Genomic DNA, 26,463 nt, shown 5'->3' on the forward strand with positions numbered 1-26,463 from the left:
CTGCCCGGCCAGTTCTGCACGAGGCAGCCCCACACAGACCGGCGCGCACGCCTGCTCCACAAAACCTTCAGTCGCATAACGCCGAAACGATTGCCGTCACGGCCCGACGGACGGACTTCGCCTTTGCCGCAGCACAGCATAGCCCGGACGCCGACACGCGCCTGACTGCCGACCGCCTGACCCAGCGCGGTGTCGTGACCCTGCGCGATCTGGAGCGCGTAGCCCCGAACCTGACGATCCAGTCCATCAACGGCACAGCCTCGACCAATTTCTACCTGCGCGGCGTCGGCTTCAACGACTTCACGATGAACAATATCCCGACCGTCATGACCTATTTCGATGACGTGCCATTCGCATTCTCAACCATGTCGAGCGGCCTGATGTTCGATCTGGCAGACGCCACCGTCACCCCGGGCCCGGTCGGCACCACACACGGCCAGTCCGACACAGGCGGCGAAGTCCGCCTCCGCACAGCCGACCCGACCAGCACCCTGCATTACGGCGTCAGTCAGGACATCGCCTCCTACGCCCGCAGCCGGAGCGAGGCCTATATTTCCGGCCCGATCGCCAAGGGGCTGGATTTCCGTCTGGCCGGGCAGATCCGACAGGGCGGCGGCTGGCAGACCGACCCGCAGAACGGCGCCCATCTTGGAGACGCGGATTCCTATGCCCTTCGCGGCAAACTACGCTGGCACTCGGACGACAACCGCACCACGATCCTGCTTTCCGGCCATTTCGTGCAGGACAACAGTCAGGTCGTCACCAGTCAGGCCGTCCACCGCCTGATCGGTACAGCCGCTCTCCCGCATCTTGACCAGACACAGGCCGAATGGTCCTCCCGTTCGCAATTCGACAAACTGATCGGACGCCCCGAAGGCCTCAAACCCAGCGAGCACAACCAGTTCTGGGGCTGGGACCTGCATATGGACCATGATTTCGGCTTCGCGAAAGTCACGTCCGTCACGGCTTTCGAAACCGAGCGGCAGGGCGAATATACCGATCAGGACGGTACGTCCCGCTCCGAAGCCGACACCTACCGTACCATCAGCGCCAATGCCTTCACGCAGGAACTGCGTCTGGGTTCCAGCAATCCCGACAGCCGCCTGCAATGGGTGGTCGGGGCGTTCTATCAGCGCAGCCGCATGAAACAGCGCTTCTTTTTCGATTACACGGACTATGCAGCCCGCGGTTACATGATGGCCACGTCCTTCTCCATGAATCAGGAGAGCACGTCCGAATTCGGCCATATCAGCTATCGCCTGCCACATAACATAACGCTGTTCGCAGGCCTGCTGCACGAAATCGACGACCGCAGCCTCCCCGGCCTGACGTCAGAAATCTTCGGCGGCAGAACCAGATCCTTTCACGGGGAGAGCACGGCCGCAGCCCAGTTTGCGGGACAGGTTGGCGTGTCATGGCAAGCCACGAAAAACACGCTCGTCTATTACAAGATGAGCAAGGGCTTCAAACCCGGCGGCTTCAGCGCCAACAACACCCAGATCCAGGCCCAGCTCGACCCGTTCGGCCCCGAAACGGTTCTGACCTATGAACTCGGCTTCAAGAGCGACCCAATCCCGAACGTCCTCCGCCTGAACGGAGCCGCTTTCTACAACGACTTCCACAACCAGCAGGTCGTGGGCACGGTGCTGATCCCGAATTACGGCCCGCTTAGCGAAATCACGAACGTCCCAAAATCCGAAAGCTGGGGCTTCGAAGGCACAATCGAACTGCACCCGGTGCGGCATGTGTTCGTCACGCAGAATATCGGCTGGCAGCGCGGCAATTATCAGGACTTCCTGAACGTCAATCGTGCCGCGACCAATGCCGCCTATGCCAAGACAGGCGTCTGGCGGGCCGTGAACAGCAATTTCGCGGGCGTGGATAATGGTCAGCCCAAGCTGACACTCAACGGGCAGGCCGAATGGCGGCAGGCGCTGACGCCGGGACTGGGCTTCGATATCGGGCCGGACTGGTCCTATCGCGGTAGCCAGGCCATCGCGGTCGGCGGCACAGGCTTTTATCGCCTGCCGCCCTATTTCCTGCTTGGCGCCCATGCGACCCTGCGTCCCTCATCGGGAAAGTGGGAAGTCACGGTCTACGCCTCAAACCTGCTCAACCGCAGCTTTTTCGAAAGCGGCGGTATGGCAACAACAACCTATTTCTATATCCCCGGTCCGCCGCGCTTCATCGGCGGTCGTGTTTCATACGGCTTCTGAAGCGCGCCGGCGGATCAGCAAGAAATCAGACAGTGCGCCAGCGACTGGATTTCCTGCACGTTCTTTTCAGGATTCATGGGCTCCCGTCCCAGCATGTTCATCGCCCGAAAATGGATTGTGCTGAGAAGCATGTCGAGAACCGTGTCCGGGTCCTGGCAGAAAACCCTTTCCCCCCGCCGGGTTGCGCGCTCAAAAAAGAGAGCCATCTGCGCCCGGGCTGGAGCCACGCTGGTTTCCCACAGGACCTGCCCGAATTCCTGGTCGTGAACCGCTTCACCCAGCAGGGTCCCATAAGTCCGCCCTAGCGGAGTGGCGAGAAACCGGACGCGGGCGGCGATCAGAGCATCTACGTCTCCGGCGAAGCTCCCCGTATCGATCTGGGGCGTCAGGTCGTCACGCCACAGCCGGATGGCATCGAAGAACATTGCCTGTTTCGTCGGCCAGCGACGATAGACCGTTGCGGTCGAGACGCCTGCGGAGCGGGCGACGCGGCTGATGGTCAGGCCCTGATACCCTTCCTCCACCAGAACCTGCGCAATGGCTGCAAGGATATTGTCCTTGAGCTTCAGATTGACAGGCCGCCCCGGCGCACGGGGAGCAAGGCGTTCACGGCCGAGAACGCGAAAATTCTTTAGCGGTAAAGTTTGTGTCACTACAGTCTGCGACATGTGCTGTTTCCCCGACCGTTTTCAGTCAACTGTCATCATTCCTGAATACTAATAGCTATTCAGATATGGACTGAGCGTTACAAGACGCATTTGCGTTTATAGGGTAACAAAATATGTCTGTTTTCTTCAGGGTAGTCCGTGAGATGCGACAAGGGCCTGTCTTTTCGCCCCGATAGCCGCCGCATCCATGGGCTGGGCTCTTGCAGACGCCACGTCAGACAGCGCAATACCCGTGGAAGCTGTTCCAAGACCTGCCGCGTAGGTTACGACAGCGGCAATCTCGTCATCGGACAGCATCCGGAACGCGGGCATGAACCCGTTATAGGATTGCCCGTTGGCCAGGATCGGCCCGTGCAGACCGTTCAGCAGCACAGCCGCCAGATAGGCTTTCCCTGCATCTGTCCTGGCGATCTGCCCGACGCGTCCGGCGAGGGGCGGGAAATTTCCCGTTCGCCCCGCACCCGAAGGCCCATGACACATCGCGCATTTGCCGCGATAGAGCGCCGCGCCGTCCACTCCCGTGTCCGCAGCCACACCGGATACCGGACCCGACGTCATGAGCGCCGATCCGAGAAGAATCCCCTGAAAGGCCGCAAGCATGATCCTGAAACCGTAACACCTTGTCATGGCCTGAAACCCTCCGGAATGTGCAGTACCCTAGCAGTAGAGAGGGATACTACCCCCCGACCACTCCAAAAGCCATCGGCACACTTGCCCTTGCGCGTCTTTCTCAATCTCGCAAACACGCCTATTCTGCCCATACTTTCCTGCCGGATATCCGGCGCAGCCGGCAGAGGTTCCGCATGGCCCAGAGCGAAACACCCCCGTCCCCGGACGGCACAAAGCGACGGGACCTGCTTGCGACCGGAACCCTCGCCCTTGGGTGCGCCGGAGCGTGCGCCCTTGCCGTTCCCTTTCTTGAAAGCCTGAAAAATCCGGCCGCCTCCTTCCAGTCGGGCGGCATGCTGGACGTTGATTTATCCAGCCTCGCTCCTGGACAGGACATGACCGTTCAATGGCGGGACTGGCCCGTTTTCATCCAGCGTCGGACTCACGAAATGCTGGCTGCGCTCCAGAAACCTACCCATCTCGCGACGCTTCGGGATGCGGACTCGAAAATCCGCCAGCAACCTGTGGACGCCGCGAACTGGCACCGCTCGGTGCGCCCGGACTATGGTGTTCTGATCGGGATCTGCACTCATCTGGGCTGTGTCCCGTCGTTTGAAAAACCCGGTTCGACGCCAGGGGCAACAGGCGGATATTTCTGTCCCTGCCACGGTTCGCATTTCGATGCCGCAGGCCGTGTCACGCAGCGCGCGCCCGCCCCGTACAATCTGCCCGTCCCCCCCGTGACTTTCCTGTCCGACACGAAAATCCGCATCGGCCGAAGCGCAGGCGAGCCGGGATTCAGCATGTCCGATATCCAGCAGATCTGAGTTCCGAAGACATGCCCGCCCCCACCAGGAAACCCGCCCCATCTTCCAACTGGCTTGACCGGCGCTTTCCGATCAGAACGCTTCTCCATCGAGAATATGTCACCTTTCCGATGCCGCGGAACCTCAATGCGCTTTGGAGCTTCGGCGCCTTTCTGATCGTGACGATAGGCTTTCTGATTGCCAGCGGCCTGTTCCTTGCCATCAACTATACGCCCGACATCGCCCAGGCCTTCGCCAGTGTTGAAGCCATCGACCGGCAGGTTCCCTCCGGCTGGTTTCTGCGCAGCCTGCACATGGGCGGTGTCACGATGCTCTTCGCCTGCCTGTACATCCATTTGGGGCGGGGACTGTGGTACGGGTCCTACAAAGCTCCGCGTGAACTGCTCTGGCTGACGGGGCTTGGGCTGATGCTGATGGTAATGATTACGGCTTTCGCAGGCTATGTTTTGCCCTGGGGACAGATGTCCTACTGGGGGGCGACCGTGATCGTGAACGCCATGCGCGCGGTTCCGCTGTTCGGCAGACCCGTGTCAGAACTCCTTCTGGGCGGTGAGGGCCTCGGCAATATCGCGCTGCACCGGCTGTTCGTCCTGCATTTCGCGATGGCTTTTGCAATTCTGGGCGCCATTGGCGTGCATGTCGCCACACTGCATGTCGTGAAGTCCAACAACCCGTCCGGCATCGATCCCGCCACACCCCGGCAGACCCTGCCATTCCATCCCTATTACACAAGCCGGGATGCCTTCGCTCTGTGCCTCTTTCTGATGGTGTACGCGGGGCTGGTCTTCTTCCTCCCTGATCTTCTGACTCTCGCGGACAACTACGTTCAGGCCAACCCGCTCGTGACACCTCGAGATATCCGTCCAGAATGGTATTTCGCGCCGTTCTACGCCATTCTTCGCGCCGTTCCGTCCCGTCTCAGTGGGCTGTTTCTAGCCTGCGGAAGCCTTGCGGTTCTGTTCGTACTTCCCGCACTCGACCGCTCTCCCGTCCGTCCGGCCACCCTTCGGCCGCTGGTAAGACTGTCGCTTCCTCTGGCCTTCCTGTCCTTCATTCTGCTGGGGATTGCCGGCATGCACCCACCCACCGAAACCTGGCTGATCGTCAGCCGGTTCGCGATGGCATGGTGGTTCATTCACTTTTTGGTCGTGATGCCCCTCGCATCGGAACGGGAGATCACGTCATGATCCGCCGGGCCTTCATTTCCGCATCCGCTTTTGCGATCTTCTACGGACTGACTGTCGTCCCGGCCTCCGCCGAAACACCCGCCCAGCGCGGTTTCGCGGTTTTCCAACAGGTCTGTAGTGCCTGCCATGGTATGGAGCATGTACATTACGGTGATCTGACCGCGCTGGACATCTCCTCGGACACATTACGGAAATGGGCCGCGGATCAAGACTTCCCCGACGGCGTGGATGACAACGGCGATCCGAAAACGCGTCATGGCACGCTCTCGGACCCCATTCTTGCACCCTACCCGAATGCCGCCGTAGGCCGCCTCGCCAATCATGGCCTCCTGCCACCCGATCTGTCCCGACTGGCCATGACACTTCCTGGCGGGGCGCACGGCATCCGGAACATCCTGCTGTCCTACGCCCCCACCCCGCCCGGCGTAAAACTGGATGAGGGCCGGTATTACAATACCGCTCTGAAATGGAAGCATATCGGTATGCCTCCGCCGCTTCAGGACAACATGCTGACATATGCGGACGGCACCCGCGCCACCACTAACCAGATGGCCAGCGACGTCTCGGTGTTTCTCGACCGTATCGCGCATCCGCATGCCCTTCAGCGCAGGCGGATCGGCGTCTTTGTGCTCGCCTATCTTGCGGTCATGGCTGTTCTGACATTCCTGCTGCAACGACGGATCTGGAAATCCTGATCCTCCGTCCCTGTCCTGAGAGGCTTACATCCGCGAAGGATCATCCATGCGATGGGCGGCATGATAGGTCAGGGGCATGACCGTAAGCCCCTGAACCGTCTCGATCACGTCGAGCTCCCGATTTCCCATCAACTGGATCAAAGCCTCTCCCGCAGTGTAGGTTCCCTCAACGAAAACGCTGCGCGCCCCCTGCAAAAGTGCTGCGTCAACCAGAACGGGACATTGCGTTCGCCGCGCCAGTTCCGCGACCGCCTGATCGAGAGATTTCGGCTCGATCCGCACCATCGTCCTGCGGATGGGGCAGAGATCTTTCGTCCGCGTCACGTCATCGGCCAGACCCGCGCCCGTCGCAGACAGCAGGCACAGTAACGCTGCCACGGCAGGCCCCAGCCGCGAGAACCGGTCGACTACAGGACTCAGGACACGTCCTCTCTGATGCAGGCGATCCCGCATGGTTATGGCTCTCCGCGCTCTGCGCATTCGTTCCACCCATCACATGGACGACTGCATCAGAACGGACAACGTCCCGTATAAGGGAAAGCCGGACTGCTCCCGTTCTTTTGACCAGACGGTTAGAAGGTTGGCGGCGTGCAGGCGCTGACGATTTCGCATCCCTCAGGACTTACACACCGGAAACGATGCGGCTGACGACTGTCAAAGTGATAGGCATCTCCCGGACCGAGAACTTCGCTCTTCTGACCGACGGTGATTTCCACCTCGCCGCGCACGATGAAACCGCCCTCTTCACCCTCATGGGCATAGACTGCCGTTCCCGTATCTGCCCCTGGCGCATAAATCTCCCGCAGGATCTGAAGACTGCTGCCGAACTGTGGAGCTCCGACCTGCCGAAAAGTCACCCCTCCCTGTTCAAACGCTACAAGATCATCAGAACGGTGAAAGATCTTCTCCGCGCCTTCGGGCGCAATGCTGAAAAACTCCCCCAGCGTTACCGGAACGCCATCCAGAATCCGCTTGAGCGTGCCGACAGACGGGTTCATGTCCCCGGACTCGATAAGGGAAATGGTGGAGTTGGTGACGCCTGTGCGCTTGGCCAGTTCCCGCTGTGACAGGTTCCTGGCCATACGGACAAACCGCAGGCGTGTTCCCAGATCCATTCCCTCGCCTTCCTTCCTGTCGCCACAGCAGTATGTCATATCGAAACAGAAAGGAAACCTGTAAAATCGGTTCCTGACGGGGCATTAGGAAGCATCCTGCATACCCGTCTGCCATTTCGCACGAAGATCAGGGCGGAACGTCTGGCCGCAACAACCGTTCTGGAGTAAAGATCCTGCCGGAGCTAGCAGCTCCACAAGACCTGATAGATCTCTGGACTTTCCGGACATCCGATCAACACTCAGGGAATACACGCGGGAACACCAAAGGCCAGGAAGGATTACAGATGCTTTACGCTTCGACAGGATGCTTCACCATTACGGTGGCCATGGGCATCTGGCTCGCCATCTTCGCGGCCCGTTACAAACGACCTTTCAGCTTCCTTACCCCCGCACATGTCGGATCGGCTGTGGCGGGTGCGATCTTTCTGGTTATTGCCCTGACAAACGGTGACAGCCGTCTGATGCTGAATGTCGCACTGGCCGTGGCCATTACAGCCTTTGGCGTTCTGATGGCCTTTTTCCGCAGGCGTGGCGCCATGATCGCGCCACTTTACATGTGTCACATCCTGCTGGCGGTAATGTTCTATTTCTCAATGGTCTGCTTCACCATTTTTCCGAATTTTGGTCTTAACTGACTTACAGAACCGTCAGGCTCATCCAGATCATATAGGCCGCAACCATGAAGATGACGCAGGCAAAGAACGTCGTCAGGGCCGCACCCGAACCAGACAGGCGCTTTGCCGCCCTGGTACCTAGGAAACTGCCGATTACGCCGCCCGTCACGAACAGCGCGCCCATCACCCAGTCCACATAGCCTGAAAGCATATAGCTCAGCGCCGTACTGGCTCCCAACGCCGCCACAGCGACCAGCGACGTGCCCACTGCGTTCAGGATAGGCATCCGCGTACAGGCGATCAGCGCGGGGACAATCAGAAAACCGCCTCCGATCCCGAAAAATCCGGACAGCACGCCTGTTCCAGCTCCCGCCATCATCACGCGCGGCATGTTCTGGCGGTTGCAGGCTGCCCCCGCCTCACCCTTGTTCCGCCGTCCGCGGATCATGAGGATCCCCACGACGACCATCAGGATGGCAAAACAGAAAAGCAGTTTCTCGCCGTTAACCGCCTTACCTGCGGCAGCACCAATCAATGCGCCCACCACGCCGCAAGGCGCGAAAATCCCGGCACATTTCCATTTGACCGTTCCTGCCCGGGCATGGCCGACCAGCCCGGCCAGCGCATTAACCGCCACCGCCATGGCACTCGTTCCAATGGCAACATGGGCATTTTTCACGCCCACGACATAGACCATCAGGGGGACGGCCAGAATGGAGCCGCCTCCTCCGATCAATCCGAGCGTAAACCCGATCAGAACGCCGCAGAGCAATTCAAGGGCAATATGCACAATCCGCTCAGCCGCCCTTTTTCGCAGTCAGCGGCTTGGGCGCAACCATGAGTTCGCGTCCTTTGAGCATCCCGTCCCAGTACATCAGGGGCATGACGTATTTCTTGAGCCACCATGCCAGACGGGTTGGTTTCTGCCCGTTCAGGAGCCATTTCGGCATCGTCGGCGCAAGCTTCCCGCCATACTGGAACTCGGCCAGCACAATCCGTCCGTTTTCCACAGTCAACGGGCAGGCGCCATAGCCTTCATATTCCGAAACCGGAGCCTGATGCTTCAGGAACGCCAGCACATTGGTCGCGACCACAGGCGCCTGCACCCGCGCCGCCGCGGCCGTCTTCGCGGAAGACGTTCCGATCACGTCCCCGATGGCGAAAACATCCGGGAAACGGACATGCTGAAGTGTCGCCGGATTAACTTCGACGAAGCCATCCGCCCCCGCCAGAGCGCTCTCGCGAATGATCTGCGGCGCGCTCTGCGGCGGCACGACATGCAGCATGTCGAAGCTCCGCTCGACCCGCTCCACCGTGTCCCCAACCTTACGCTCGAAAATGGCTTTGCGGTTTGGCCCGTCCACTTCCAACAGCTTCGATCCGGTCTGAAGGTCAACGTGATAGCGCCGGATGTATTCCATCAGCGGCGGCACGAAGTCCTTCACACCGAACAGGCCCGGCGTGGCGGTATCGAATTCGACCGAAATACCGTCCAGAACGCCCCGGCGTTTCCACGCATCGCACGAGAGATACACGGCCTTCTGCGGCGCACCCGCGCATTTGATCGGCATGGGCGGCTGGGTAAAGATCGCCGTGCCACCTTTGAGCTGCTGCACGAGCTGCCATGTATAAGGGGCCAGATCGAAGCGATAATTCGACGTCACGCCGTTCTTACCCAGCGTTTCCGCCAGACCGGGGATGGCGTCCCAGTTCAACGTGATGCCCGTCGCCACGATCAGCGCGTCATAGGATACGACCGATCCGTCTCCAAGAACGACTTCATGCACATCCGGCCGGAACAGCTTCGCCGCCTGCTTCACCCAGACGACATCCTTCGGCATGACGTCAGCCTCCTTGCGGCGCGTCTGGGCGGCCCGGAAAACGCCACCCCCCACAAGCGTCCAGCCCGGCTGATAGAAATGTTCGTTCGACGGCTCGACCACACCGATCGACAGAGTCCGGTTACGCCGAAGCAGGCTCCCCGCAACCGACAGTCCTCCTGCCCCGCCGCCGATAATCAGCACCTGAAAATGGGCAACATCCCTGCGCGGCATTCCCGACCCCGCCGGGACAGAGACCGAAGGAGAAGAAGCCGCGAGTTCCTCAAGGCGCGGCCGCAGGGCGCGTACATCCACACCCGCCTTTTCCGCTGCGGCAACGATCTGTGCGACCGGGCGCTTTCCTGCTTCCGCCAGCGCCCAGATATGGGCCGCCCGCGTCCCCGACCGGCAATAGCCGACAACGGGACCGGGAAGCGTATCAAGGGCCTGCCGCGTTCTGGCGATCTGATCCGCATCCGGTACTGTTCCCGTTCTCACGGGGATTGCTGCAAACGCCATCCCGGCTTCCGTGGTGGCCTGTTCGATCGCCGTCATGTCCGACTGATCAGGAGCTTCCCCGTCCGGCCGGAAACACAGGATCGTCCGGAAGCCCTCCGCTCTGAGATCCGCCACGTCTTTCACGGCGATCTGCGGGGAAATGGCATAGCTTTCAGTAAGGGAACGTGTCGGCATGGGAACTCCACCAGGGGACGTGAAACAGGAAAACAGGCGCGTTTGCACACCGTCTCTGACACCGCGGACGCAGTGTCAGAGACGGTTGACCGGGATCTTGATGTAGCTCACGCCATCGGCTTCCACCTCGGGCATGTGACCGCCGCGCATGTTGACCTGAACGGATGGCATCAGCAGGCGTGGCATCGCCAGCGTGGCATCCCGGGCCGTCCGCATTTCGACGAATTCATCCTCGCCCGCACCATCATGGACATGAATATTATAAGCCCGCTCGTGGCCAACAGTCGTCAGCCACGCATATTCGTCCCGGCCCGGCGCCTTGTAGTCATGACACAGGAACAGCCGCGTCTCGACCGGCAGGGACAGAAGCCGACGAATGGACCGGAAAAGCTGCCGCGGATCGCCACCTGGAAAATCAGCGCGGGCCGTTCCGAAATCCGGCATGAAGATTGTATCGCCCACGAAGGCCGTATTGCCGATCACGAAGGCCATGTCGGCTGGCGTATGCCCGGGGACATGCAGCACCGTGACCGGTAATTCGCCGATCCGGAACGTTTCTCCATCCGTGAACAGGTGATCGAACTGCGATCCGTCCCGCGCAAAACGCGTCCCGGCATTAAAGATCTTGCCGAACACCGCCTGAACACGAGTGATATCCGCACCGATACCCAGTTTCCCGCCAAGCTGCTCCTGAAGCCAGGGAGCCGCCGACAGGTGATCGGCATGCGCATGAGTTTCAAGCTGCCAGTCCACGAGCAGATCTTCGCGCACGACATAATCAACAATCGCCTGCGCCGATCCATGCGACGTACGCCCTGCCGCAGCGTCATAGTCGAGCACGCTATCAATCACGGCGGCGTGCCGTGTTACGGGACAATGAACGACATGACTGGCAGTATTGGTGGCTTCATCAAAGAACGTACAGACGACCGGAGCAGGCGCCGCGCCTTCGTTGGTTCGCCCGATCTGAGCGGTCGCGGCCTGGATTGCTGCGTCCTGCATGGCGCTCACCTTCTGCCTGTGGAATAGCTTTACGATACTTTCATTAACTGTTAAGTTAATATTGTAAGTATTGCATGTCAAGCGCCCTGATGCTTTTGGAACCGGATCATGATCGCATCTTCCTCCGTCGAGACTTCCTCCCTCCCCAGATGCACCTCCCTGCGTATTGGCGACCGCGCTCCGGATTTCAGCGCCCGCACCACGCATGGCGAGTTCATCATGAGCGCCCTGCGCGGGCACTGGGTGCTGTTGTTCGCGCACCCAGCGGACTTCACGCCCGTCTGCACGAGTGAATTTATCGCCCTCGCCCGAAGCGCCGAAGAGTTCCAACAGCGCGACTGTGCCCTGCTCGGGATTTCGGCTGACAGCCTTCCCGCCCACCTGGCCTGGGTCGAGGCCATTCATACGCAATTCGGAATCCAGATCCCCTTTCCCATTATCGAGGACCCGTCCCTTGCCGTGGCCCGCGCCTATGGAATGATCGACGGAACAGCGCAGGACAGCGCAACAGTGCGTTCGGTTTTTATGATCGACCCCTCCGGCACAATCCGCTCCATCCTGAACTATCCCGCCACGGTCGGGCGCTCCGTACCCGAACTGCTGCGCCTGCTCTGCGCCCTTCAGGAAGTGGATCGTGCCGGCACCCTCACCCCCGAAAGCTGGCAGCCGGGCGACCGTACCGTGGCTCCACCACTCCAAACGCAAGCGGCCGTGGAAAAAGCGGGGGCAAAATGGTTCTTCCAGCCCGCGGGAAAAACACGCCCATGACGGTCCTGCTCCCGCTGGAAAAGAGCCGCGAACTGGCGGAATGGCTTCGGGTGCTAGCCCAGCCGCAACGGTTGATGATCCTCTCGGCCCTGCTTGACAGCACCCATGCCGTCAGCGAACTCGAAACCATGACGGGGATCGGCCAGCCGACGCTGAGCCAGCATCTCGGCGCCTTGAGGCGCGCCGGCCTGATCGAATCCCAGCGCGAATCCCGTGCCATCCATTACTGCTGGAGCGATGGCGCAGACGCACGCCGGGCACGGGTTCTGTTGATGAGTCTGCAACCCGGCGCTCTTCCGCCAGAACTGCCCGCCCCCGCAAACACGACCGATACCCCGTCCGCACCGGCGGCAGCCGCACGGTTTGCACGTATTCTTTATCCCTGACAGTCCTCAAACAGGAATTCTACGGTCCATATTGGACAGATCACACGCAAAAGCAGTTGTGATAAAGTCTCGCCTGAGTGAAACCGGGAAACCACCCACACGCTTACCTGAGGGTAAGGAGAATACATATGAGCCGTTATTTCATCGCCCTGACCGCTCTCACCGTCACCGTGGCCCTTGGGCCGGTTCAGGCAGCCTCCGCCGCAACCCGCGACCAGCAGAAGGCCGCCTGCCAGGGAGACGCCATCCGCCTGTGTACGTTCGCCATTCCCAATGAAGCGAAAATCACGGCCTGCATGAAAAAGAAGCTCGACCAGCTCTCCCCGAAATGCCGCGCCATGTTTGCGCCACTCCAGTCGTCCCAAAAAAAACCGGCCCCGAAGCCCAAACCGGTCTGATTTCCCACCTTGCAGAAGGCATTAATACAGAATTTTATGTTTTCACAACTCCTCCCGCGCCCGTGACTGGTTCACACGCGGGAAAAACGCTATGACGATGGTAGTAATTTTTGAGAGAACACTGACACCCTATGGCGTGCGTCAGGGCAAGATCTGACATGACGGATCAGGTGTCATTACTGGACAGACCGCAACAATGACGCGACAACACGACCGCCGCAAAGTAACCCTCAAGGATGTCGCGGCGCAGGTTGGCGTCTCCCATACCACAGTCTCCAATGCCTATATCCGCCCCGGCCAGCTCTCCGCCGCCCTGCGCGAGCGGATCCTCGCAGCGGCACAGGAGCTCGGCTATACTGGCCCTGACCCGGCCGCCAAACAGCTTGCTACCGGACGCGCTGGCGCACTGGGCTTCCTATTCAGCGAAGACCTTCCCTATGCCTTCTCCGATCCTGCCATCCTGAGCGTTCTGAATGGCGTTGCAAAATCCTGCGATGATCTTGAAACCGACCTCGCCCTGATTTCCGCTGGAAGCAACCTCCGCAACCGCGCCGCTCCCGTATCGCTCGGCAATGCAGCGGTAGATGGCTACATTCTCTATTCCGTGGCGCCTGACAGCCGCTGCGTCCTGATGGCGCAGCAGCGCAATGTGCCCCTTGTGGTGGTGGACCAGCCACGCCTCAGCGGCGTGCCCTATGTCGGGATCGATGACCGGGATTCCGCACGTCGTGCCGCGAAGACCCTGCTTGATCTGGGGCATCGCCATTTCGGAATCCTCTCTCTCAAGACCGCTCATGATGGCTATTCCGGCCCGCTGACGGCCATGCGCCGCGCCAATATCGCCCACAGCACGATCGCCATGCGGCTTGAGGGCTATCTTCTGGCCCTGAAAGAGGCAGGGATTGCCCCCGAAGACGTGCCAACATGGGAAATCCCCATCAACTCCGAGGAAATGGGGGCGGAGGCTGTCCGTCACCTGCTGAAACAACCACGCCGACCCACCGCGATCCTTGCCATGAGCGACCGCGTGGCTATTGGTGCGATGGGCGCCATCCGCTCACTCGGACTACGCGTTCCCAAGGACGTGTCGATTTTCGGCTTCGATGATATCCCCGCGGCCCAGACCCACGACCTGAGCACCATCCGCCAGCCTCACGAACGCAAGGGCAGCGAGGCCGTGCGTCTTCTCGGAGCAGGAAATGGCGGCGAAAACGTCATTCTAGAAACAGAATTAGTGCTGCGCGGCAGTATCGGTACGCCCGCCTGACAGAAAATCCATATCTCGCAACCTGGGTCCGGAATAATCCGTCGCGTCCCGACAGATCACGGGATATCAGGCCAGCCCGGATATACAGACAGAGTCGGGCCTGATATCGTCCTGAAAGATTTCAGCAGGACCATGTCGGTAGCATTGCACGGGAAAGACAAAATCATGCAGCACGAGTTGCAGCGTTGCGCCCTGATTACACGCTGGGGAACCGTGGTGACCAGAGGCGATACTCCTGGCACCCTGAAACAGGCCCCCATCAACGCCAGCACACCTCTTGAAGACTGCTTTCCCGTCTATTCCGACGCCCTCAGGCTGAAGACCGATATTGAAGGTATCGGGCCTTTCATTCTCGAAACCGAGGCGGGTCATACTTATCTCAAGGCCCGGGATGGCTATCTCACAGCGCATGAGGACGGCTCGGTCAGGCTGTTTCAGGAACTTAAAAATCCCTGGGAGCAATTTCTGGTCCTGACCCGACAGGAATTCGAACGCTTCTATTTCTTCGTCACCAATAGCTGGATCGACGAAGATGGCCACATCATCAGACCGTCAGACATTGAATCCCTTGAATACATGCGCCTGCGTGTCGGGGAGAATTTCTTCAATATCGCGGAGACATTCATCAACAATTCCGACGGCCTCGTCTGCCGGACCCGGGGAGACTACATCTCGGACATGGTCGTGTGGAACGACCTGTGGATGCCGCATCGCTACAGGCTCTATCGTCCACTGGTCTATCTCTGCGCTTTCGGGATCCGCTATCTCGACACGCTGGATCTCTGCCTGCGCTCACTATCCGAGTTCGGAAAACATACCGGCGATATCCTGATTGTCAGCGATCTGGATGAAGAGACGCTCAAGGAACACTGCCCGGCGACAGCACTCTTCAACTGTCATGTTTGGACCCTGCATGGACAGGCAGGTCTCGACTTCTACACCGCACGTTTCCGCATCGCGCAGTGGAAACCGATCTACCAGTTCAGCCCGCTGCTTTACATGGACACCGATGTCGTCGTGGACAACGATCTCAACGGCTTGTTCGAAGACATTTTCCGCAGCGACAAGATGTCTGCGCAGAAGGAGTTCTTCACGCGCCTTCAGACCAGCCCCTCGATTGGCTCCCAGCTTTTCGAGAAAGACGAACGCTGCCACTCGCGGGATCTGAACGTTCCGGGTTTCAATTCTGGCATTCTATCCATTCCCCGGATTGAAGAGTTCGACTTTGTCCTCAACATGATCCAGTCCTGCATCTACCGTTTTTCGGAAAAAGTGCAGAACCGGCACGAACTCAGCCATTTCGATCAGAGCATCGCGAACTATATCGCAGTGCTGACACAGAGCTTCGACCTCGACTTCCTGACGGAAAAAGTCAGCTACTACGCGACGGGCGCTATTCGTTCCAACGATTTCCATACGCCCGAACGCGAACAGATGAATTATACTGGCTTCGTCCATTTCTGGGGCACGGGCGAACGGATAGAAGCCATGTCCACCTACATGCAGTCCATACGCGATCACGTTCCTTTCGAAGGCTGGACTGTCGCAACGCCGGAAGATGTGGAAGACGAAACCGCCGCCGGAGAGGGGGACTTCGCCGGCGGCCTGATCACGCAGAACGCGGCCTCCGAGCAAGAGGCTGCGCAGGACTGACGCGAAAGCGTCAGCCCATCCTCTGTGCCAAGCCTGCTTTCAGAGAGGGATGTTCAGGATCCCGCTAAAGGCATCGATCCGCAGATCTGGCTGGAGCGCCTCGCATTGCGGCGCGCTTCCATGGCCGTAGCTGGCCCAGCATGATGCGATCCCGGCATTGCGGGCGAACTGGAGGTCGGCGGCCGTATCGCCGACCATCAGGAACTCCGAGCGCGACCTTTGGGGAAACAGCGGCAGAACGCGCTCCGCCATGACGCGGGGATCCGGCTTGTGCGGAAAATTCGGCTCCGAGCCGATGACGCCAGCGAAGAAGGATGTCAACCCGAACCGCGCGAGGCTCGCACAGACCGTGGGCGCATGTTTATTGCTGAGAATGGCGAGGATTTTCCCCTTCTCCTTCAAAGCATTCAGGCTTTCCACGACACCGTCGAACAGGACGGTCTCTTCCGCGTCCGCCTTTGGATAAAAGGTGCGGTAATGCCGGACGAACGCAGCAGCATCGTCTTCGTCACTCTCCGGAACCATGGCCTGGAACAGCGTCTGGAGAGTGCCTCCGCGCGTCAGTTCCTGCCGAAGCGCTTCAGGAGACGGAGCGGCAATGCCACTGGCGCCGAACGCTTCTGTCAAGCTGCGAAGAATGGCTGGCTGCGTCTCCGCCAGCGTGCCGTCATAGTCGAGAAGGAGGATCGGAAAACGTGTCATGCCTTCCTTTTCCCCTGCCGCGCAGTGAAAATCCATCCCCTGCGCCACAATCCGCAATGCTTGTCGGCCGCAACGCTTATCGGCCGTTCATTTCAAGGAGTGCCTTGATCCCCGGCAGAATCGCGATCAGCAATCCGCCCGGCGGTTGCGGAGCATGGAAAGACGCCAGCATGCTGGCTGAATTTTCAAAGGCCGCTTCCTGCTCCTGAAGCAGACGGTTCGCGTCCATTCTCCAGGCCGAGCCGTTTCGTCCGTTGAGGACATTCAGCCCGGCGCGGGACAACTGGCCTACGGCATGGGAGACAGGCACAACGGCCTCAAGAGCCGGAAGTCCTTTCGCACTGGTCACGAATGCTGCATCGTTATCGACCCAGCGCTGGAGCATCCGTTTCAGCGGCTCAGCCAGCGCCGTTTCACCCTGCGCATAACGCCCGGCCATCGTATTGAACTGTATCGCCCCGAACGAATCCGGCTCAGCCACCGTCACGGGAGCCGACAGCATCGCCCCGTCACTGGCAGTTACGAGATGGTTGAGCGCATAATTGCGGACGGGAACCGTCACATCCGTCAGAACCGCCAGAGGTCCGGAGTGCCCGGGCACCATGGCCTCACGCAAGGCATCGCGATGTTGCGTTGCCTGCAATCCTGTCACCTCAAGCTCCGCCATCACGACTGGAAGACGGCGCTCCAAATCGGGAATATCCCGCACGTCCTGCGCAGACCAGAACCGCTCGGCCAGCGCGGCCATCCGGGGCCACAGCCGCGACTCCAGCATCGGTTCGGTGACCATTTCCGCCCAGAGTGTCCCCTCCGCCCCCAGCACCAGTTTTTTCTGTCCGTCATCCAGAGACGATGCCTGAGGATCCAGCGTGAAAGGGCGATAGAAATCCGGATTTTTGGGCGGAAATTTCGCAAGCTGCTCCGCCGTGATGCCGTCTGCCCGCGTATCAAACGGATCGACAGCGTAATGCGTTGCCGACGGGCGCAGCAGATCAAGATAATATCCTGCGGACACGACAACCGGATGTCCGGCGCGTGTGGCGGACCCTGTCCATTTCGACGCGCGCCAGGGTTCGACGACCACGTTTTTCGGGATGGGAGCTTCGCTGACTTCGTCCCACCCCATCATCACATGCCCCTGCGCCGCAATGATGGCGGCGACCTGACCCGTGAATGCGGCCTGAAGCGCCTGCGCCGTCTCATAGCCATGCGCTTTCATATAAGCTACGATCGCCGGGTTTTTCGTCCACTGGGAAGACACCACCTCGTCGCCGCCCGCATGGATATAGCGATCGGGGAAAAGATGCCCCATCTCGCCATATAGCCCCCGCACAAAGCGCAGGGTCTGCGGATTGGTCGGGTCCAGCGCGGCGTTATTGAGGTTCAGCCCCTTATTGCTCATGTCCGGCAGCGGCTGCGCGCCAAGCTCCGGATAGGCCTGCACGATCGCCAGCGCATGTCCCGGCACGTCAAATTCCGGCACGACACGAATGCCGCGATCAGCCGCGTAGGCCACGACCTCGCGGATCTGCGCCTGCGTATAATACTGTCCCGCAGGCGCCTTGGTCTGAAGCTGGGGGTATATGCGGCTCTCGACCCGGAAGGCCGCCCCGTCACTCAGATGCCAGTGCAGCACGTTGAGTTTGACCAGTTCCATCGCGTCCAGCTGACGCTCGACCGTTTCAACCGTATCGAAATGTCGTGCCACGTCCATCAGCAGACCGCGCCATGCAAACCGGGGCGCATCCTCGATATGCAGACGCACGAGGACCGCTCCGTCCGGCGTCGAGCGCACGAGTTGCAACAACGTTGCCAGCCCATGAAGCACGCCCGCAGGCCCGTCTGCCTCCAGCCTCGCGCCGGTTTCAGACGTCGTGAGGGCGTAACGCTCCTTTTCATCAACGCTCAGATACGCCCGGTCCTGCCCTGCGGAGATATGCAGCACATATGGCTCGCCTTTCTCCTCCGGCCCGATGGTCGCCGCAAGATGCGTCATAAATCGCGTGACCGCCCGTTGCAGCAGAGGCGACGGGCGCGTATCCCACACGACCTGCACTCCAGCCCCAATCGACGCTACGCCATTGGAAACCGAAACGCTCTGCGGAACCGGCAGCAGCGTCCCGTCCGCCCTGGCCTGAAAGGTTACAAAACCTGCCAGAACGCTTCCTGCAAGGAGCAGTCTCACCGCGCCGCGAACCCCACGGCGAATGACCTGGCCGCGCCGTGAAACTGTCTGCATCATCTGAAGCTGTTCCTGAGTCTGGATTCAGTAGGACTGGGTAGGTGTGTCAGGGCGTATCGGAGGGAGGAAGAGCCTCAAGCATGCGCTGCGCATCACGGGCTGAAAGCGCGATACCATAGAATTCATGATAGAAAGACCGGATCGAGCGGATCATGGAGGGGACATCTACCTGTCCTGTCCGGACGATCTGCCTCGCCCAGATCACCTGCAGCAACAGTTCCGGCCCATAGCGGTCCCACGGGAACAGGCCTGCGGGGTTGCGGTAGACCCGGCCGGACTGAACTGCCTTCACCTTCGACCAGACAGGATCCTGCTTCAGGCCTGCCGGATCGCCTGTGTTTGCGCCAACGATGACGATGTCCGGATTCCACGCCAGAACCTGCTCTACGGATACGGGCTGCTTGTTGCCGTGAACACCCTGCGCGGCATTCCGGCCGCCCGCACTGCGGATCCACTGATCGATGATGCTGTCATCGCCATCGACCCGAAGCGGTTTGAGCGATTCAACATGCAGGACACGCGGCCCCTGCGGATCGGTTGGCGCCTGTGAGACCGCCTGAAGGAAGGCGATCCGATAGGCCTGGGCCCGTTTTGCTGCGATCGACGTCTGGAGCAGGGTGGCCGTACCGTCCACGCAATCGAGCATGGCATCGAAGCGGTCGAAGCCTTCGGGCGCCACGTTCAGTCCCGCCCGTTTCAGGGCATCGGCGGAATGACTGGAACTGGTAACAAAGACCAGATCGGGATGAAGGGACAGAAGCTCCTCGGCGTTCAGATTCCCCGGGTCCAGCGTCTCGGCCTTAGCCAGAGACGGCACCAGCCGGAACATCCACGGCAGCATCGAGGGACGCGCGACCGTCCCTACGATGCGCTCCTGCGCCCCCAGCATGATGAGCGTCGCATTATGCGCGTACCACCCTTCCACGATCCTTGACGGGGGCGCGGCGCAAGCGTCCGACACGGGCAATCCCGCAAGCCCGAAACCGCACAGGGCGGCTCCGAGCCCCCCCCGAAGCAAAACCTTGGGGAATACAGGAAGCAATGCCCTGAAGGATCTGCCGGAACGCAGTCTGTGGCGACACTTCAGGATGCCTGACACTGTCATTCGTCTTCCTCTCCCTGATGGAAAAAGCGGTTCCCGGCATGATCCGTCTGATGCAGAGGCACACCGTAAAGCGCCGTCATCCGCTGCGCCGTCACAACATCGCCCGGCACGCCGTCCGCCTCGATCCGCCCATGATCGAGGATCAAAACCCGGCTGGCGCGGACATACAGCTCCTCCGGCCGGTGTGAGGTGAGCATAACAAGACGCCCCTCACGTGCAAGCTCCGACAGCAGCGCCATGAGACGGATCTGATGCCCGTAATCCAGCCCCGCCATCGGCTCGTCCAGCAGCAGCCCTGCTGCATCCTGCGCCAGAGCCCGTGCCAGAACGACACGCTGGCGCTCTCCGCCCGAAAGCTCCGTTACTGGCCGTTCCGCCAGTCTCTCAAGACCCATACGCTCCAGCGCGGCCTCCACCGCCCTGCGGTCTTCCGGCCCTGATCGCCCCGTCAGTCCGGAATGCGGTACCCGGCCAAGCTCCACCATCCGTCGTACCGTATAGGGAAACGTCGCGGCATGGGACTGCGGCACATAGGCCAAATGACGCGCAATGGCGGAGGCGGAGCACGCCCGCAGGGACTTTCCCGCTAACAGAACCTCTCCGGCAGAAGGTTTCAGAAATCCCATCAACAGGCGCAACAGCGTGCTCTTCCCGGCCCCGTTCAGCCCCAGAAGCCCGACCAGTTCGCCGCGTTCCAGCGAAAGATCGATACCTTCAAGAACGGGATGCTTCCGCCCCGGCTGGGTGAACGTCAGATTCCGACAATACAGGAAGCTCACCCTACCCCCCGACGCAGACGTCTGAGAACGATGATGAAGGCCAGAGCCCCAAAAAGCTGGGTCACGATCCCCAGCGGAACTTCTCCGGCCGTCAGACTCCGGGCGCAGGTATCGGCCAGTACCAGCCCGGCCGCCCCCAGCAGCGCACAGACCGGCATCATGTTCCGGTGCTCTGCTCCCGCCACCAGCCGCGCAACATGCGGCACCAGCAACCCGATCCAGCCGATAATTCCTGCCATCGAGATCGTCAGGGCGCAGGCGAACGTGGCGAGGACAATCACCATCGGGCGCATGACACGGACGGATACGCCCAGACTGCGTGCCTCGTCATCTCCCAGCGACAAAACATCCAAAACCGGGGCGCACAGGACCAGCGCTGCCGTCAACCCGATCAGGGGTCCCGACACCCAGGCCAGTTCCTGCCAGCCACTTGGCGCCAGACTGCCCAGAAGCCAATCCACGATGGCGGGAAGCTGATCCATCGGATCGGCAAGATATTTCACAAGCGACAGCAGAGCCGTGAAGATGGCATTGCCAATCAGGCCACCGAGCAACAGGCTTAGGATTCCGCCCTCTGGGAGTGATCTGCCGATCAGCAGCCCGCATCCGACAGCCAGAAGGCCGCCGGCGAACGCCCCACCCTGCACGACCGATACCGCGCCCCCCAGAATAATGGCGACCGCAGCGCCAAATGCCGCCCCGCTCAAAACGCCAAGCAGGTCTGGTGAGACCAGTGGGTTGCGAAACACAGCCTGATAGGAGGCCCCTCCGCAAGACAGGGCACTTCCAACAAGAAGAGCTGCCAGAATACGTGGCAGCCGGGCCTGCATGACGACAGTCCGCGCCACCGGATCATCAGTGGATGACAGGTGCAGAAAATATCCAAAAACGCCCAGAACGCGTTGCGGCGACAAGGGAAAACGACCGAGACAGAGCGCACACAGCACGCTCAGCACCACCCCCGTCAGGGCAAGCCACCGGATCAGGACAGGGCTGGCGGAAATGGCGGTTCCTTTCGATCGAGACGACGGACAGATCCGGCGCAGAGCGAGCATAGGCCATGCATCCACGAGTCACCAGAAGCTGATCCGGCCTCTTCCGGACCGAAAACCTTCGACTCAAACAACCTCGGGCAATCATTTAAAGAATAGGATTTTTATGGCACCCGGTGTCATTATATTCATAGCAAACCAGAGCGCTTACCGAGGCCAATGTAACAGCCTCAAGGATAAAACCTGCAATATCCTGACCGTAATCGGGGCGGATCGATACGTCGGAATACTGCAATCAGGACCGATAAACTCCCGAATTTATGCCTGATTCAATCAAAACCTGTGGTATTTTCATGACGGTGACTGCATTTATTGCAGGAGACATACGGTTTTGAGATAACGCAATCTTCCCTTTCACGGGCTCGTGCCCTAGGTTGCACGCAACAGTCGCCTTTTGTGGCAAATGATTTCAACTCTGCCGGGACAGTTCTAGCATGCTCAAACGGATAGCTGCCGCCGTCATTGGCCTTGGCGCAGTGGGAGGCATCGGCTTTCTTGCCTATGCTTGGTACCCCGCCATCGCCCCGATCCCGCGGCCTGCCGCGTCCTCCTTCTCCGCGGACGCCATCAGCCGGGGCGCCATCGTCGCCAATGGCGGCTATTGCGCGGAGTGTCATACCCGCGTGGATGGCAAGCCCGGCCCAGAACTAGCCGGCGACTTCAAGATGGCCACACCCTTCGGTGACATCTTCTCGTCCAACATCACGCCTGATGAAGAATGGGGAATCGGCAACTGGTCGCTGGCTGCGTTCAAGCGCGCCATGAACAAGGGCATCGCCCGCGACGGTTCGCAGCTCTACCCGGCCTTCCCATTCGACCACTTCACCAAGGTCAACGATCAGGACGTTTCGGATCTCTACGCCTATCTGATGACGCGCCCGGCCGTACATCTGAAGCCGCGTGACAACACGGTTCCCTTCCCGATCAACATCCGTCTGACCGGCCAGGGCTTCTGGAAGCTGCTGTTCTTCACTCCGGGCCGCTATCAGAACGACCCGAAGCACGACGCACAATGGAACCGTGGTGCCTATCTCGCCGAGGGCAACGAACACTGTGGCGCCTGCCATACGCCGCGCAACCTTCTCGGCGCAGAGAAGATGAGCAACCTCTATGATGGTGCGGTCATCGACGGCTGGATCGCCCCTCCGCTGAACGACCACAACCCGACGCCGGTCGTCTGGACCGAAGACGAGCTGTTCCAGTATCTGCGCTTCGGCGTGGCGCCGCTGCATGGCTCCGCCGCAGGCCCGATGTCGCCCGTTCCGCACCGCTTCCTCTCCAAGATCCCCGAGGCAGATGTGCGCGCCATCGCGCATTACTATGCGGACGTGGACAAGGCCGCTCAGCGCAGCAGTGGTGATCAGGCCGCGATTGCACGTGCCATGCAGATGTCGGGTCGCGACCTGACTGGTCCGCAGACACTGGACGCAGATGCCCGGCTGTATCAGGCCGCCTGTGGCGCCTGCCATTACAACTCCGGCCCGAACCCCGTTTCGGGACGTCCGGAACTGGCGCTGAACAATGCTGTCTGGCTGGATGAGCCGAACAACCTCTATCAGGTCATGCTGCACGGCATTACCGCCGAGGAGGGTCAGGATCACATCTCGATGCCGAGCTTCTATACCGCCCTGTCGGATCACGACATGGCACGTATCGCAGCCTATCTGCGTCGTACACGCACCACGCTGCCCCCCTGGACGGATCTGGAGAAGAAGGCCGCAGCCGCGCGCGCCACGCTCGAAGCTCCGCCCGTCAACGCTTCGCACTGATCCGGGCAGGACTGGGAAAACAGGACATGACCACGAAATTTGAACTCAACGGACAGCCCGTCACGGTCGACGCCCCGGCAGACACCCCCCTGCTCTGGGTCATCCGTGATGATCTGAACATGACCGGCACCAAGTTCGGTTGCGGCATCGGCGAATGCGGCGCCTGCACCGTCCATGTCGGCGGCCGCGCGACGCGCTCCTGCATCACACCGCTTTCCGCCGTCGAAGGTGCTTCGATCACGACGATCGAAGGTCTGGACCCGGCAGGAAACCACGTCGTGCAGGTCGCGTGGCGTGACCAGCAGGTGCCACAGTGCGGCTACTGCCAGTCCGGCCAGATCATGCAGGCTGCAAGCCTCCTGAAGGACTATCCGAACCCGACGGATGAGCAGATCGATGGTGTGATGGGCGGCAGCCTCTGCCGCTGCATGACCTATATCCGCATCCGCAAGGCCATCAAGGACGCTGCTTCGAAGCAGCAGGAAGGCGCCAACAATGGCTAAAATCGAACAGATTGCGAAGAAGAGCGACGCCACGCGCCTCTCCCGCCGCAGCTTCCTGATGACGGCAGCCGGCAGCGGGCTGATGTTCGGTTTCGCCCGCAAAGCCAGCGCTGCCGTGACCTTGCCCACCGCCATGCCTCCCGAAGCTGCGTTCGAACCGAACGTCTGGTGTGCCATCGCGCCCGACGGGTCGATCAACGTCAATATCGTGCGCGCCGAAATGGGCCAGCATGTCGGCACCGCGCTCGCCCGCATCATCGCGGACGAAATGGATGCGAACTGGGACAATATACGGATCACCGAAGTCGACACCGCTCCGAAATGGGCCGGAAAATACGTCACCGGCGGGTCCTGGTCAGTCTGGGATACCTGGGACACGTTCCGTCAGGCCGGTGCCGCGGCCCGGACCGTGATGCTGGAAGAAGGTGCAAAGCTCCTCGGCACCACACCGGAGCGCTGCACCGTCAGTGAAAGCGTCGTTGCTGCTGGCGGCAAGAGCGTATCCTTTGGCGATATCGTCGCCCGCGCCAAGCCGACACGGAGCTTCACGCCGGATGAGATGGCGAAACTGCCGCTCAAACCGGTCACGAACCGTCGTCTCATCAGCAAACCTGTCCCGGCGCTCGACATCCCGGACAAGACGACCGGCAAGGCAATCTACGGCATCGACGTCAAACTCGACGGCATGGTCTATGGCCGCCCGAAGATGCCGCCGACACGCTACGCCGCAAAGGTCATTTCCGTTGACGACAGCGCGGCGAAAAAGATCCCGGGCTATGTCCGCTATGTCGTACTGGACGATCCCTCCGGCATCGTTCCGGGCTGGGTCGTGGCTCTGGCCAAGACCTATCCCGCCGCGATCCGCGCCGCGGACGCCCTGAAGGTCCAGTGGACGCCCGGGCCCACGATCAACGTCTCGGAAGCCGACATCATCGAACACGGGCGCAAGCTGACGCTCGATCCGAAGAACGGCACCCGCGTTTTCAACGACAAGGGCGTGGATGAGGCGCTCACGATCCATCCGGCGCAGGTCTTCGAGCGCAGCTACACCTGTGCCTCGGTCGCGCATTACCAGCTTGAACCGGTCAATGCCGTGGCCCGTCACGTTGACGGGATGTGGGAAATCCACACCGGCAACCAGTGGCAGTCGCTGATCCTGCCGCAGCTCGCCAAGGCGCTTCAGGTCCCTGAAGAGCAGGTCGTCATGCGTACCTATATGCTCGGCGGTGGTTTCGGGCGTCGTCTGAATGGCGATTACTGCATCCCGGCCGCGCTCGCATCCAAGGCAATCGGTGGCGCACCGGTCAAGCTGATCCTGACCCGCTCCGACGACATGGAACTGGACTCCATCCGCTCGCCGTCGCTCCAGACGATCAGGGTTTCGCTGGACAACGATCGCAAGAAGATCACGGCGATGGATTACGTTGCGGTAGCCGGCTGGCCGACGCAGGTCATGGCGCCTGCCTTCCTCGCCACGGGCGAAGACGGCAAAAAATATGATCCGTTCGCCATCGCGGGCGCGGATCACTGGTACGAGACGGGTCCCACCCGCGTCCGCGCCATCAGCAACGACCTCGCCAACGCCACGTTCCGTCCGGGCTGGCTGCGTTCGGTCAGTGCGGGCTGGACACCCTGGGCTCTGGAATGTTTCCTCGACGAACTGGCCCATTCCACGAAGCAGGACCCGCTGGCGTTCCGCCTGTCGATGTTCACCGCACAGGGTCGCAATGCCGGTCAGGCTCCGAACTCCGTTGGCGGGGCCAAGCGTCAGGCTGCCGTACTCCAGCGTCTGGCCGACAAGATCGGTTACGCCAACAAACAACTCCCGGCTGATACCGGAATCGGTATCGCCACCAGCTTCGGCCAGGAACGCGGCATGCCGACCTGGACGGCCGGTGCGGCGCAGGTCCATGTCGACCGCAACACGGGCGTCATCACCTGCCAGAAGCTCTGGCTTGTGCTTGATGCTGGCACCATCGTCGATCCAGGCGGCGCTCTCGCCCAGACCGAGGGCGCGGCGCTATGGGGCCTGAGCATGGCCATGTTCGAGGGCACCGAGATCGTCAACGGTACGATCAAGGACCGCAACCTCAACACCTATACGCCCCTGCGTATCCCCGATGTGCCCGACATGGACATCGAATTCATCCAGAACACCGAAAAGCCCACAGGGCTTGGTGAACCGGGCGTCACGGTCATCGCGCCCGCCATTGGTAACGCGGTCTTCAACGCCGTAGGTATCCGCCTGCGTCACATGCCGATGCGTCCCGCGGATGTTCTGAGCGAACTGAAGCAGCACAAAGGCTGAATGCTCAGCATACCTTGCAAAAAGGCCGCAGTTCCGAACCGGACTGCGGCCTTTTTCATGGACCTTTCCGATCTGGAAAATCCAG

At 60.6% G+C, this 26,463-nt stretch carries 25 protein-coding genes; 13 read left to right on the plus strand and 12 right to left on the minus strand.

Going from position 1 to position 26,463, the window contains the following annotated elements; translation table 11 throughout:
• Positions 1-14 precede the first annotated feature (14 nt).
• Entirely contained in the window at positions 15-2,216 is a 2,202-nt protein-coding gene (locus GKA01_RS02220; protein WP_371859244.1) for a TonB-dependent receptor, read from the plus strand.
• Between the two features lie 14 nt (positions 2,217-2,230).
• On the opposite strand, the gene GKA01_RS02225 is transcribed toward GKA01_RS02220, so the two are convergent.
• Positions 2,231-2,884: a TetR/AcrR family transcriptional regulator gene (locus tag GKA01_RS02225; protein WP_146858801.1), complete on the minus strand. Its 654-nt coding sequence runs from the start codon at positions 2,882-2,884 to the stop codon at positions 2,231-2,233.
• A 126-nt stretch (positions 2,885-3,010) separates the two neighbouring features.
• Positions 3,011-3,511 carry a c-type cytochrome gene (locus GKA01_RS02230; RefSeq protein WP_228119845.1) on the minus strand — a complete coding sequence of 167 codons (501 nt, stop codon included), beginning with the start codon at positions 3,509-3,511 and terminating at the stop codon, positions 3,011-3,013.
• Between the two features lie 176 nt (positions 3,512-3,687).
• Between GKA01_RS02230 and petA the strand changes: the two genes are divergently transcribed.
• Genes petA through GKA01_RS02245 form a run of 3 tightly spaced genes read left to right on the plus strand, consistent with a single transcriptional unit; the run spans position 3,688 to position 6,202 of the window.
• Positions 3,688-4,320 carry a ubiquinol-cytochrome c reductase iron-sulfur subunit gene (petA, locus tag GKA01_RS02235; protein WP_146858803.1) on the plus strand — a complete coding sequence of 211 codons (633 nt, stop codon included), beginning with the start codon at positions 3,688-3,690 and terminating at the stop codon, positions 4,318-4,320.
• Between the two features lie 11 nt (positions 4,321-4,331).
• Positions 4,332-5,507 carry a cytochrome b gene (locus GKA01_RS02240; RefSeq protein WP_146858805.1) on the plus strand — a complete coding sequence of 392 codons (1,176 nt, stop codon included), beginning with the start codon at positions 4,332-4,334 and terminating at the stop codon, positions 5,505-5,507.
• The gene (locus tag GKA01_RS02245; protein ID WP_146858806.1) at positions 5,504-6,202 is read left to right on the plus strand and encodes a cytochrome c1; all 699 of its coding nucleotides are present in this window, start codon (positions 5,504-5,506) and stop codon (positions 6,200-6,202) included. Before GKA01_RS02240 ends, GKA01_RS02245 begins: the two co-directional genes overlap by 4 nt.
• 24 nt (positions 6,203-6,226) lie before the next feature.
• On the opposite strand, the gene GKA01_RS02250 is transcribed toward GKA01_RS02245, so the two are convergent.
• Together GKA01_RS02250 and GKA01_RS02255 are read right to left on the minus strand one after the other, a co-directional pair.
• Positions 6,227-6,655, minus strand: a complete 429-nt coding sequence (locus GKA01_RS02250; RefSeq protein WP_146858808.1) for a hypothetical protein — start codon at positions 6,653-6,655, stop codon at positions 6,227-6,229.
• Positions 6,656-6,774: 119 nt separating this feature from the next.
• Positions 6,775-7,317, minus strand: a complete 543-nt coding sequence (locus GKA01_RS02255; RefSeq protein WP_146858810.1) for a cupin domain-containing protein — start codon at positions 7,315-7,317, stop codon at positions 6,775-6,777.
• A gap of 284 nt (positions 7,318-7,601) precedes the next feature.
• Between GKA01_RS02255 and GKA01_RS02260 the strand changes: the two genes are divergently transcribed.
• Positions 7,602-7,952 carry a hypothetical protein gene (locus tag GKA01_RS02260; protein WP_146858812.1) on the plus strand — a complete coding sequence of 117 codons (351 nt, stop codon included), beginning with the start codon at positions 7,602-7,604 and terminating at the stop codon, positions 7,950-7,952.
• Position 7,953: 1 nt separating this feature from the next.
• On the opposite strand, the gene GKA01_RS02265 is transcribed toward GKA01_RS02260, so the two are convergent.
• The 3 genes from GKA01_RS02265 to GKA01_RS02275 all read right to left on the minus strand — a co-directional run bounded on the left by GKA01_RS02265 (position 7,954) and on the right by GKA01_RS02275 (position 11,446).
• The gene (locus GKA01_RS02265; protein WP_146858814.1) at positions 7,954-8,721 is read right to left on the minus strand and encodes a sulfite exporter TauE/SafE family protein; all 768 of its coding nucleotides are present in this window, start codon (positions 8,719-8,721) and stop codon (positions 7,954-7,956) included.
• 7 nt (positions 8,722-8,728) lie between these two features.
• The gene (locus GKA01_RS02270; protein ID WP_146858816.1) at positions 8,729-10,444 is read right to left on the minus strand and encodes a bifunctional protein tyrosine phosphatase family protein/NAD(P)/FAD-dependent oxidoreductase; all 1,716 of its coding nucleotides are present in this window, start codon (positions 10,442-10,444) and stop codon (positions 8,729-8,731) included.
• Between the two features lie 75 nt (positions 10,445-10,519).
• A complete protein-coding gene (locus tag GKA01_RS02275) occupies positions 10,520-11,446 on the minus strand; it encodes an MBL fold metallo-hydrolase (RefSeq protein ID WP_146858818.1) in 927 nt (308 codons plus the stop codon).
• A 108-nt stretch (positions 11,447-11,554) separates the two neighbouring features.
• On the opposite strand from GKA01_RS02275, the gene GKA01_RS02280 reads away from it, so the two are divergent.
• From GKA01_RS02280 to GKA01_RS02300, 5 genes are all read left to right on the plus strand, one after another.
• Positions 11,555-12,214, plus strand: a complete 660-nt coding sequence (locus GKA01_RS02280) for a peroxiredoxin (protein WP_146858820.1) — start codon at positions 11,555-11,557, stop codon at positions 12,212-12,214.
• Positions 12,211-12,600 carry an ArsR/SmtB family transcription factor gene (locus GKA01_RS02285; RefSeq protein ID WP_146858822.1) on the plus strand — a complete coding sequence of 130 codons (390 nt, stop codon included), beginning with the start codon at positions 12,211-12,213 and terminating at the stop codon, positions 12,598-12,600. Before GKA01_RS02280 ends, GKA01_RS02285 begins: the two co-directional genes overlap by 4 nt.
• Positions 12,601-12,728: 128 nt before the next feature.
• Positions 12,729-12,998, plus strand: a complete 270-nt coding sequence (locus GKA01_RS02290) for a hypothetical protein (protein WP_146858824.1) — start codon at positions 12,729-12,731, stop codon at positions 12,996-12,998.
• A 196-nt stretch (positions 12,999-13,194) separates the two neighbouring features.
• On the plus strand, positions 13,195-14,265 hold the full coding sequence (locus GKA01_RS02295; protein ID WP_146858826.1) for a LacI family DNA-binding transcriptional regulator: 1,071 nt from the start codon (positions 13,195-13,197) through the stop codon (positions 14,263-14,265).
• A 165-nt stretch (positions 14,266-14,430) separates the two neighbouring features.
• A complete protein-coding gene (locus tag GKA01_RS02300) occupies positions 14,431-15,918 on the plus strand; it encodes a glycosyltransferase family protein (protein WP_146858828.1) in 1,488 nt (495 codons plus the stop codon).
• Between the two features lie 39 nt (positions 15,919-15,957).
• On the opposite strand, the gene GKA01_RS02305 is transcribed toward GKA01_RS02300, so the two are convergent.
• From GKA01_RS02305 to GKA01_RS02325, 5 genes are all read right to left on the minus strand, one after another.
• Entirely contained in the window at positions 15,958-16,620 is a 663-nt protein-coding gene (locus GKA01_RS02305; protein ID WP_146858830.1) for an HAD family hydrolase, read from the minus strand.
• Between the two features lie 76 nt (positions 16,621-16,696).
• Positions 16,697-18,862 carry a family 20 glycosylhydrolase gene (locus GKA01_RS02310; RefSeq protein WP_228119846.1) on the minus strand — a complete coding sequence of 722 codons (2,166 nt, stop codon included), beginning with the start codon at positions 18,860-18,862 and terminating at the stop codon, positions 16,697-16,699.
• Positions 18,863-18,908: 46 nt separating this feature from the next.
• The gene (locus tag GKA01_RS02315; protein WP_244289156.1) at positions 18,909-19,823 is read right to left on the minus strand and encodes an ABC transporter substrate-binding protein; all 915 of its coding nucleotides are present in this window, start codon (positions 19,821-19,823) and stop codon (positions 18,909-18,911) included.
• 140 nt (positions 19,824-19,963) lie between these two features.
• A complete protein-coding gene (locus GKA01_RS02320; protein ID WP_146858833.1) occupies positions 19,964-20,746 on the minus strand; it encodes an ABC transporter ATP-binding protein in 783 nt (260 codons plus the stop codon).
• Positions 20,743-21,801: a FecCD family ABC transporter permease gene (locus GKA01_RS02325; protein WP_146858835.1), complete on the minus strand. Its 1,059-nt coding sequence runs from the start codon at positions 21,799-21,801 to the stop codon at positions 20,743-20,745. The genes GKA01_RS02320 and GKA01_RS02325 overlap by 4 nt, the downstream gene beginning before the upstream one ends.
• Before the next feature lie 431 nt (positions 21,802-22,232).
• On the opposite strand from GKA01_RS02325, the gene GKA01_RS02330 reads away from it, so the two are divergent.
• The 3 genes from GKA01_RS02330 to GKA01_RS02340 are packed head-to-tail and all read left to right on the plus strand — an operon-like array spanning position 22,233 to position 26,378.
• Entirely contained in the window at positions 22,233-23,567 is a 1,335-nt protein-coding gene (locus GKA01_RS02330; RefSeq protein ID WP_146858837.1) for a c-type cytochrome, read from the plus strand.
• A gap of 26 nt (positions 23,568-23,593) precedes the next feature.
• Entirely contained in the window at positions 23,594-24,070 is a 477-nt protein-coding gene (locus GKA01_RS02335) for a (2Fe-2S)-binding protein (protein ID WP_146858839.1), read from the plus strand.
• Positions 24,063-26,378, plus strand: a complete 2,316-nt coding sequence (locus GKA01_RS02340) for a xanthine dehydrogenase family protein molybdopterin-binding subunit (RefSeq protein ID WP_146858841.1) — start codon at positions 24,063-24,065, stop codon at positions 26,376-26,378. Before GKA01_RS02335 ends, GKA01_RS02340 begins: the two co-directional genes overlap by 8 nt.
• The last annotated feature ends 85 nt before the right edge of the window (positions 26,379-26,463 follow it).

The organism is Gluconobacter kanchanaburiensis NBRC 103587, assembly GCF_007988905.1.
In the GTDB taxonomy this organism is placed as follows: Bacteria; Pseudomonadota; Alphaproteobacteria; order Acetobacterales; family Acetobacteraceae; genus Gluconobacter; species Gluconobacter kanchanaburiensis.

Bases quoted from the DNA above. Each gene is read 5' to 3' on its own strand.
- GKA01_RS02285 (WP_146858822.1), top strand. From the start codon at position 12,211: ATGACGGTCCTGCTCCCGCTGGAAAAGAGCCGCGAACTGGCGGAATGG.
- GKA01_RS02255 (WP_146858810.1), bottom strand. From the start codon at position 7,317: ATGGATCTGGGAACACGCCTGCGGTTTGTCCGTATGGCCAGGAACCTG.
- GKA01_RS02270 (WP_146858816.1), bottom strand. From the start codon at position 10,444: ATGCCGACACGTTCCCTTACTGAAAGCTATGCCATTTCCCCGCAGATC.
- GKA01_RS02280 (WP_146858820.1), top strand. From the start codon at position 11,555: ATGATCGCATCTTCCTCCGTCGAGACTTCCTCCCTCCCCAGATGCACC.
- petA (WP_146858803.1), top strand. From the start codon at position 3,688: ATGGCCCAGAGCGAAACACCCCCGTCCCCGGACGGCACAAAGCGACGG.
- GKA01_RS02250 (WP_146858808.1), bottom strand. From the start codon at position 6,655: ATGCGGGATCGCCTGCATCAGAGAGGACGTGTCCTGAGTCCTGTAGTC.
- GKA01_RS02290 (WP_146858824.1), top strand. From the start codon at position 12,729: ATGAGCCGTTATTTCATCGCCCTGACCGCTCTCACCGTCACCGTGGCC.
- GKA01_RS02225 (WP_146858801.1), bottom strand. From the start codon at position 2,884: ATGTCGCAGACTGTAGTGACACAAACTTTACCGCTAAAGAATTTTCGC.
- GKA01_RS02245 (WP_146858806.1), top strand. From the start codon at position 5,504: ATGATCCGCCGGGCCTTCATTTCCGCATCCGCTTTTGCGATCTTCTAC.
- GKA01_RS02275 (WP_146858818.1), bottom strand. From the start codon at position 11,446: ATGCAGGACGCAGCAATCCAGGCCGCGACCGCTCAGATCGGGCGAACC.
- GKA01_RS02305 (WP_146858830.1), bottom strand. From the start codon at position 16,620: ATGACACGTTTTCCGATCCTCCTTCTCGACTATGACGGCACGCTGGCG.
- GKA01_RS02325 (WP_146858835.1), bottom strand. From the start codon at position 21,801: ATGCTCGCTCTGCGCCGGATCTGTCCGTCGTCTCGATCGAAAGGAACC.
- GKA01_RS02230 (WP_228119845.1), bottom strand. From the start codon at position 3,511: ATGACAAGGTGTTACGGTTTCAGGATCATGCTTGCGGCCTTTCAGGGG.
- GKA01_RS02260 (WP_146858812.1), top strand. From the start codon at position 7,602: ATGCTTTACGCTTCGACAGGATGCTTCACCATTACGGTGGCCATGGGC.
- GKA01_RS02295 (WP_146858826.1), top strand. From the start codon at position 13,195: ATGACGCGACAACACGACCGCCGCAAAGTAACCCTCAAGGATGTCGCG.
- GKA01_RS02340 (WP_146858841.1), top strand. From the start codon at position 24,063: ATGGCTAAAATCGAACAGATTGCGAAGAAGAGCGACGCCACGCGCCTC.
- GKA01_RS02330 (WP_146858837.1), top strand. From the start codon at position 22,233: ATGCTCAAACGGATAGCTGCCGCCGTCATTGGCCTTGGCGCAGTGGGA.
- GKA01_RS02300 (WP_146858828.1), top strand. From the start codon at position 14,431: ATGCAGCACGAGTTGCAGCGTTGCGCCCTGATTACACGCTGGGGAACC.
- GKA01_RS02335 (WP_146858839.1), top strand. From the start codon at position 23,594: ATGACCACGAAATTTGAACTCAACGGACAGCCCGTCACGGTCGACGCC.
- GKA01_RS02310 (WP_228119846.1), bottom strand. From the start codon at position 18,862: ATGATGCAGACAGTTTCACGGCGCGGCCAGGTCATTCGCCGTGGGGTT.
- GKA01_RS02240 (WP_146858805.1), top strand. From the start codon at position 4,332: ATGCCCGCCCCCACCAGGAAACCCGCCCCATCTTCCAACTGGCTTGAC.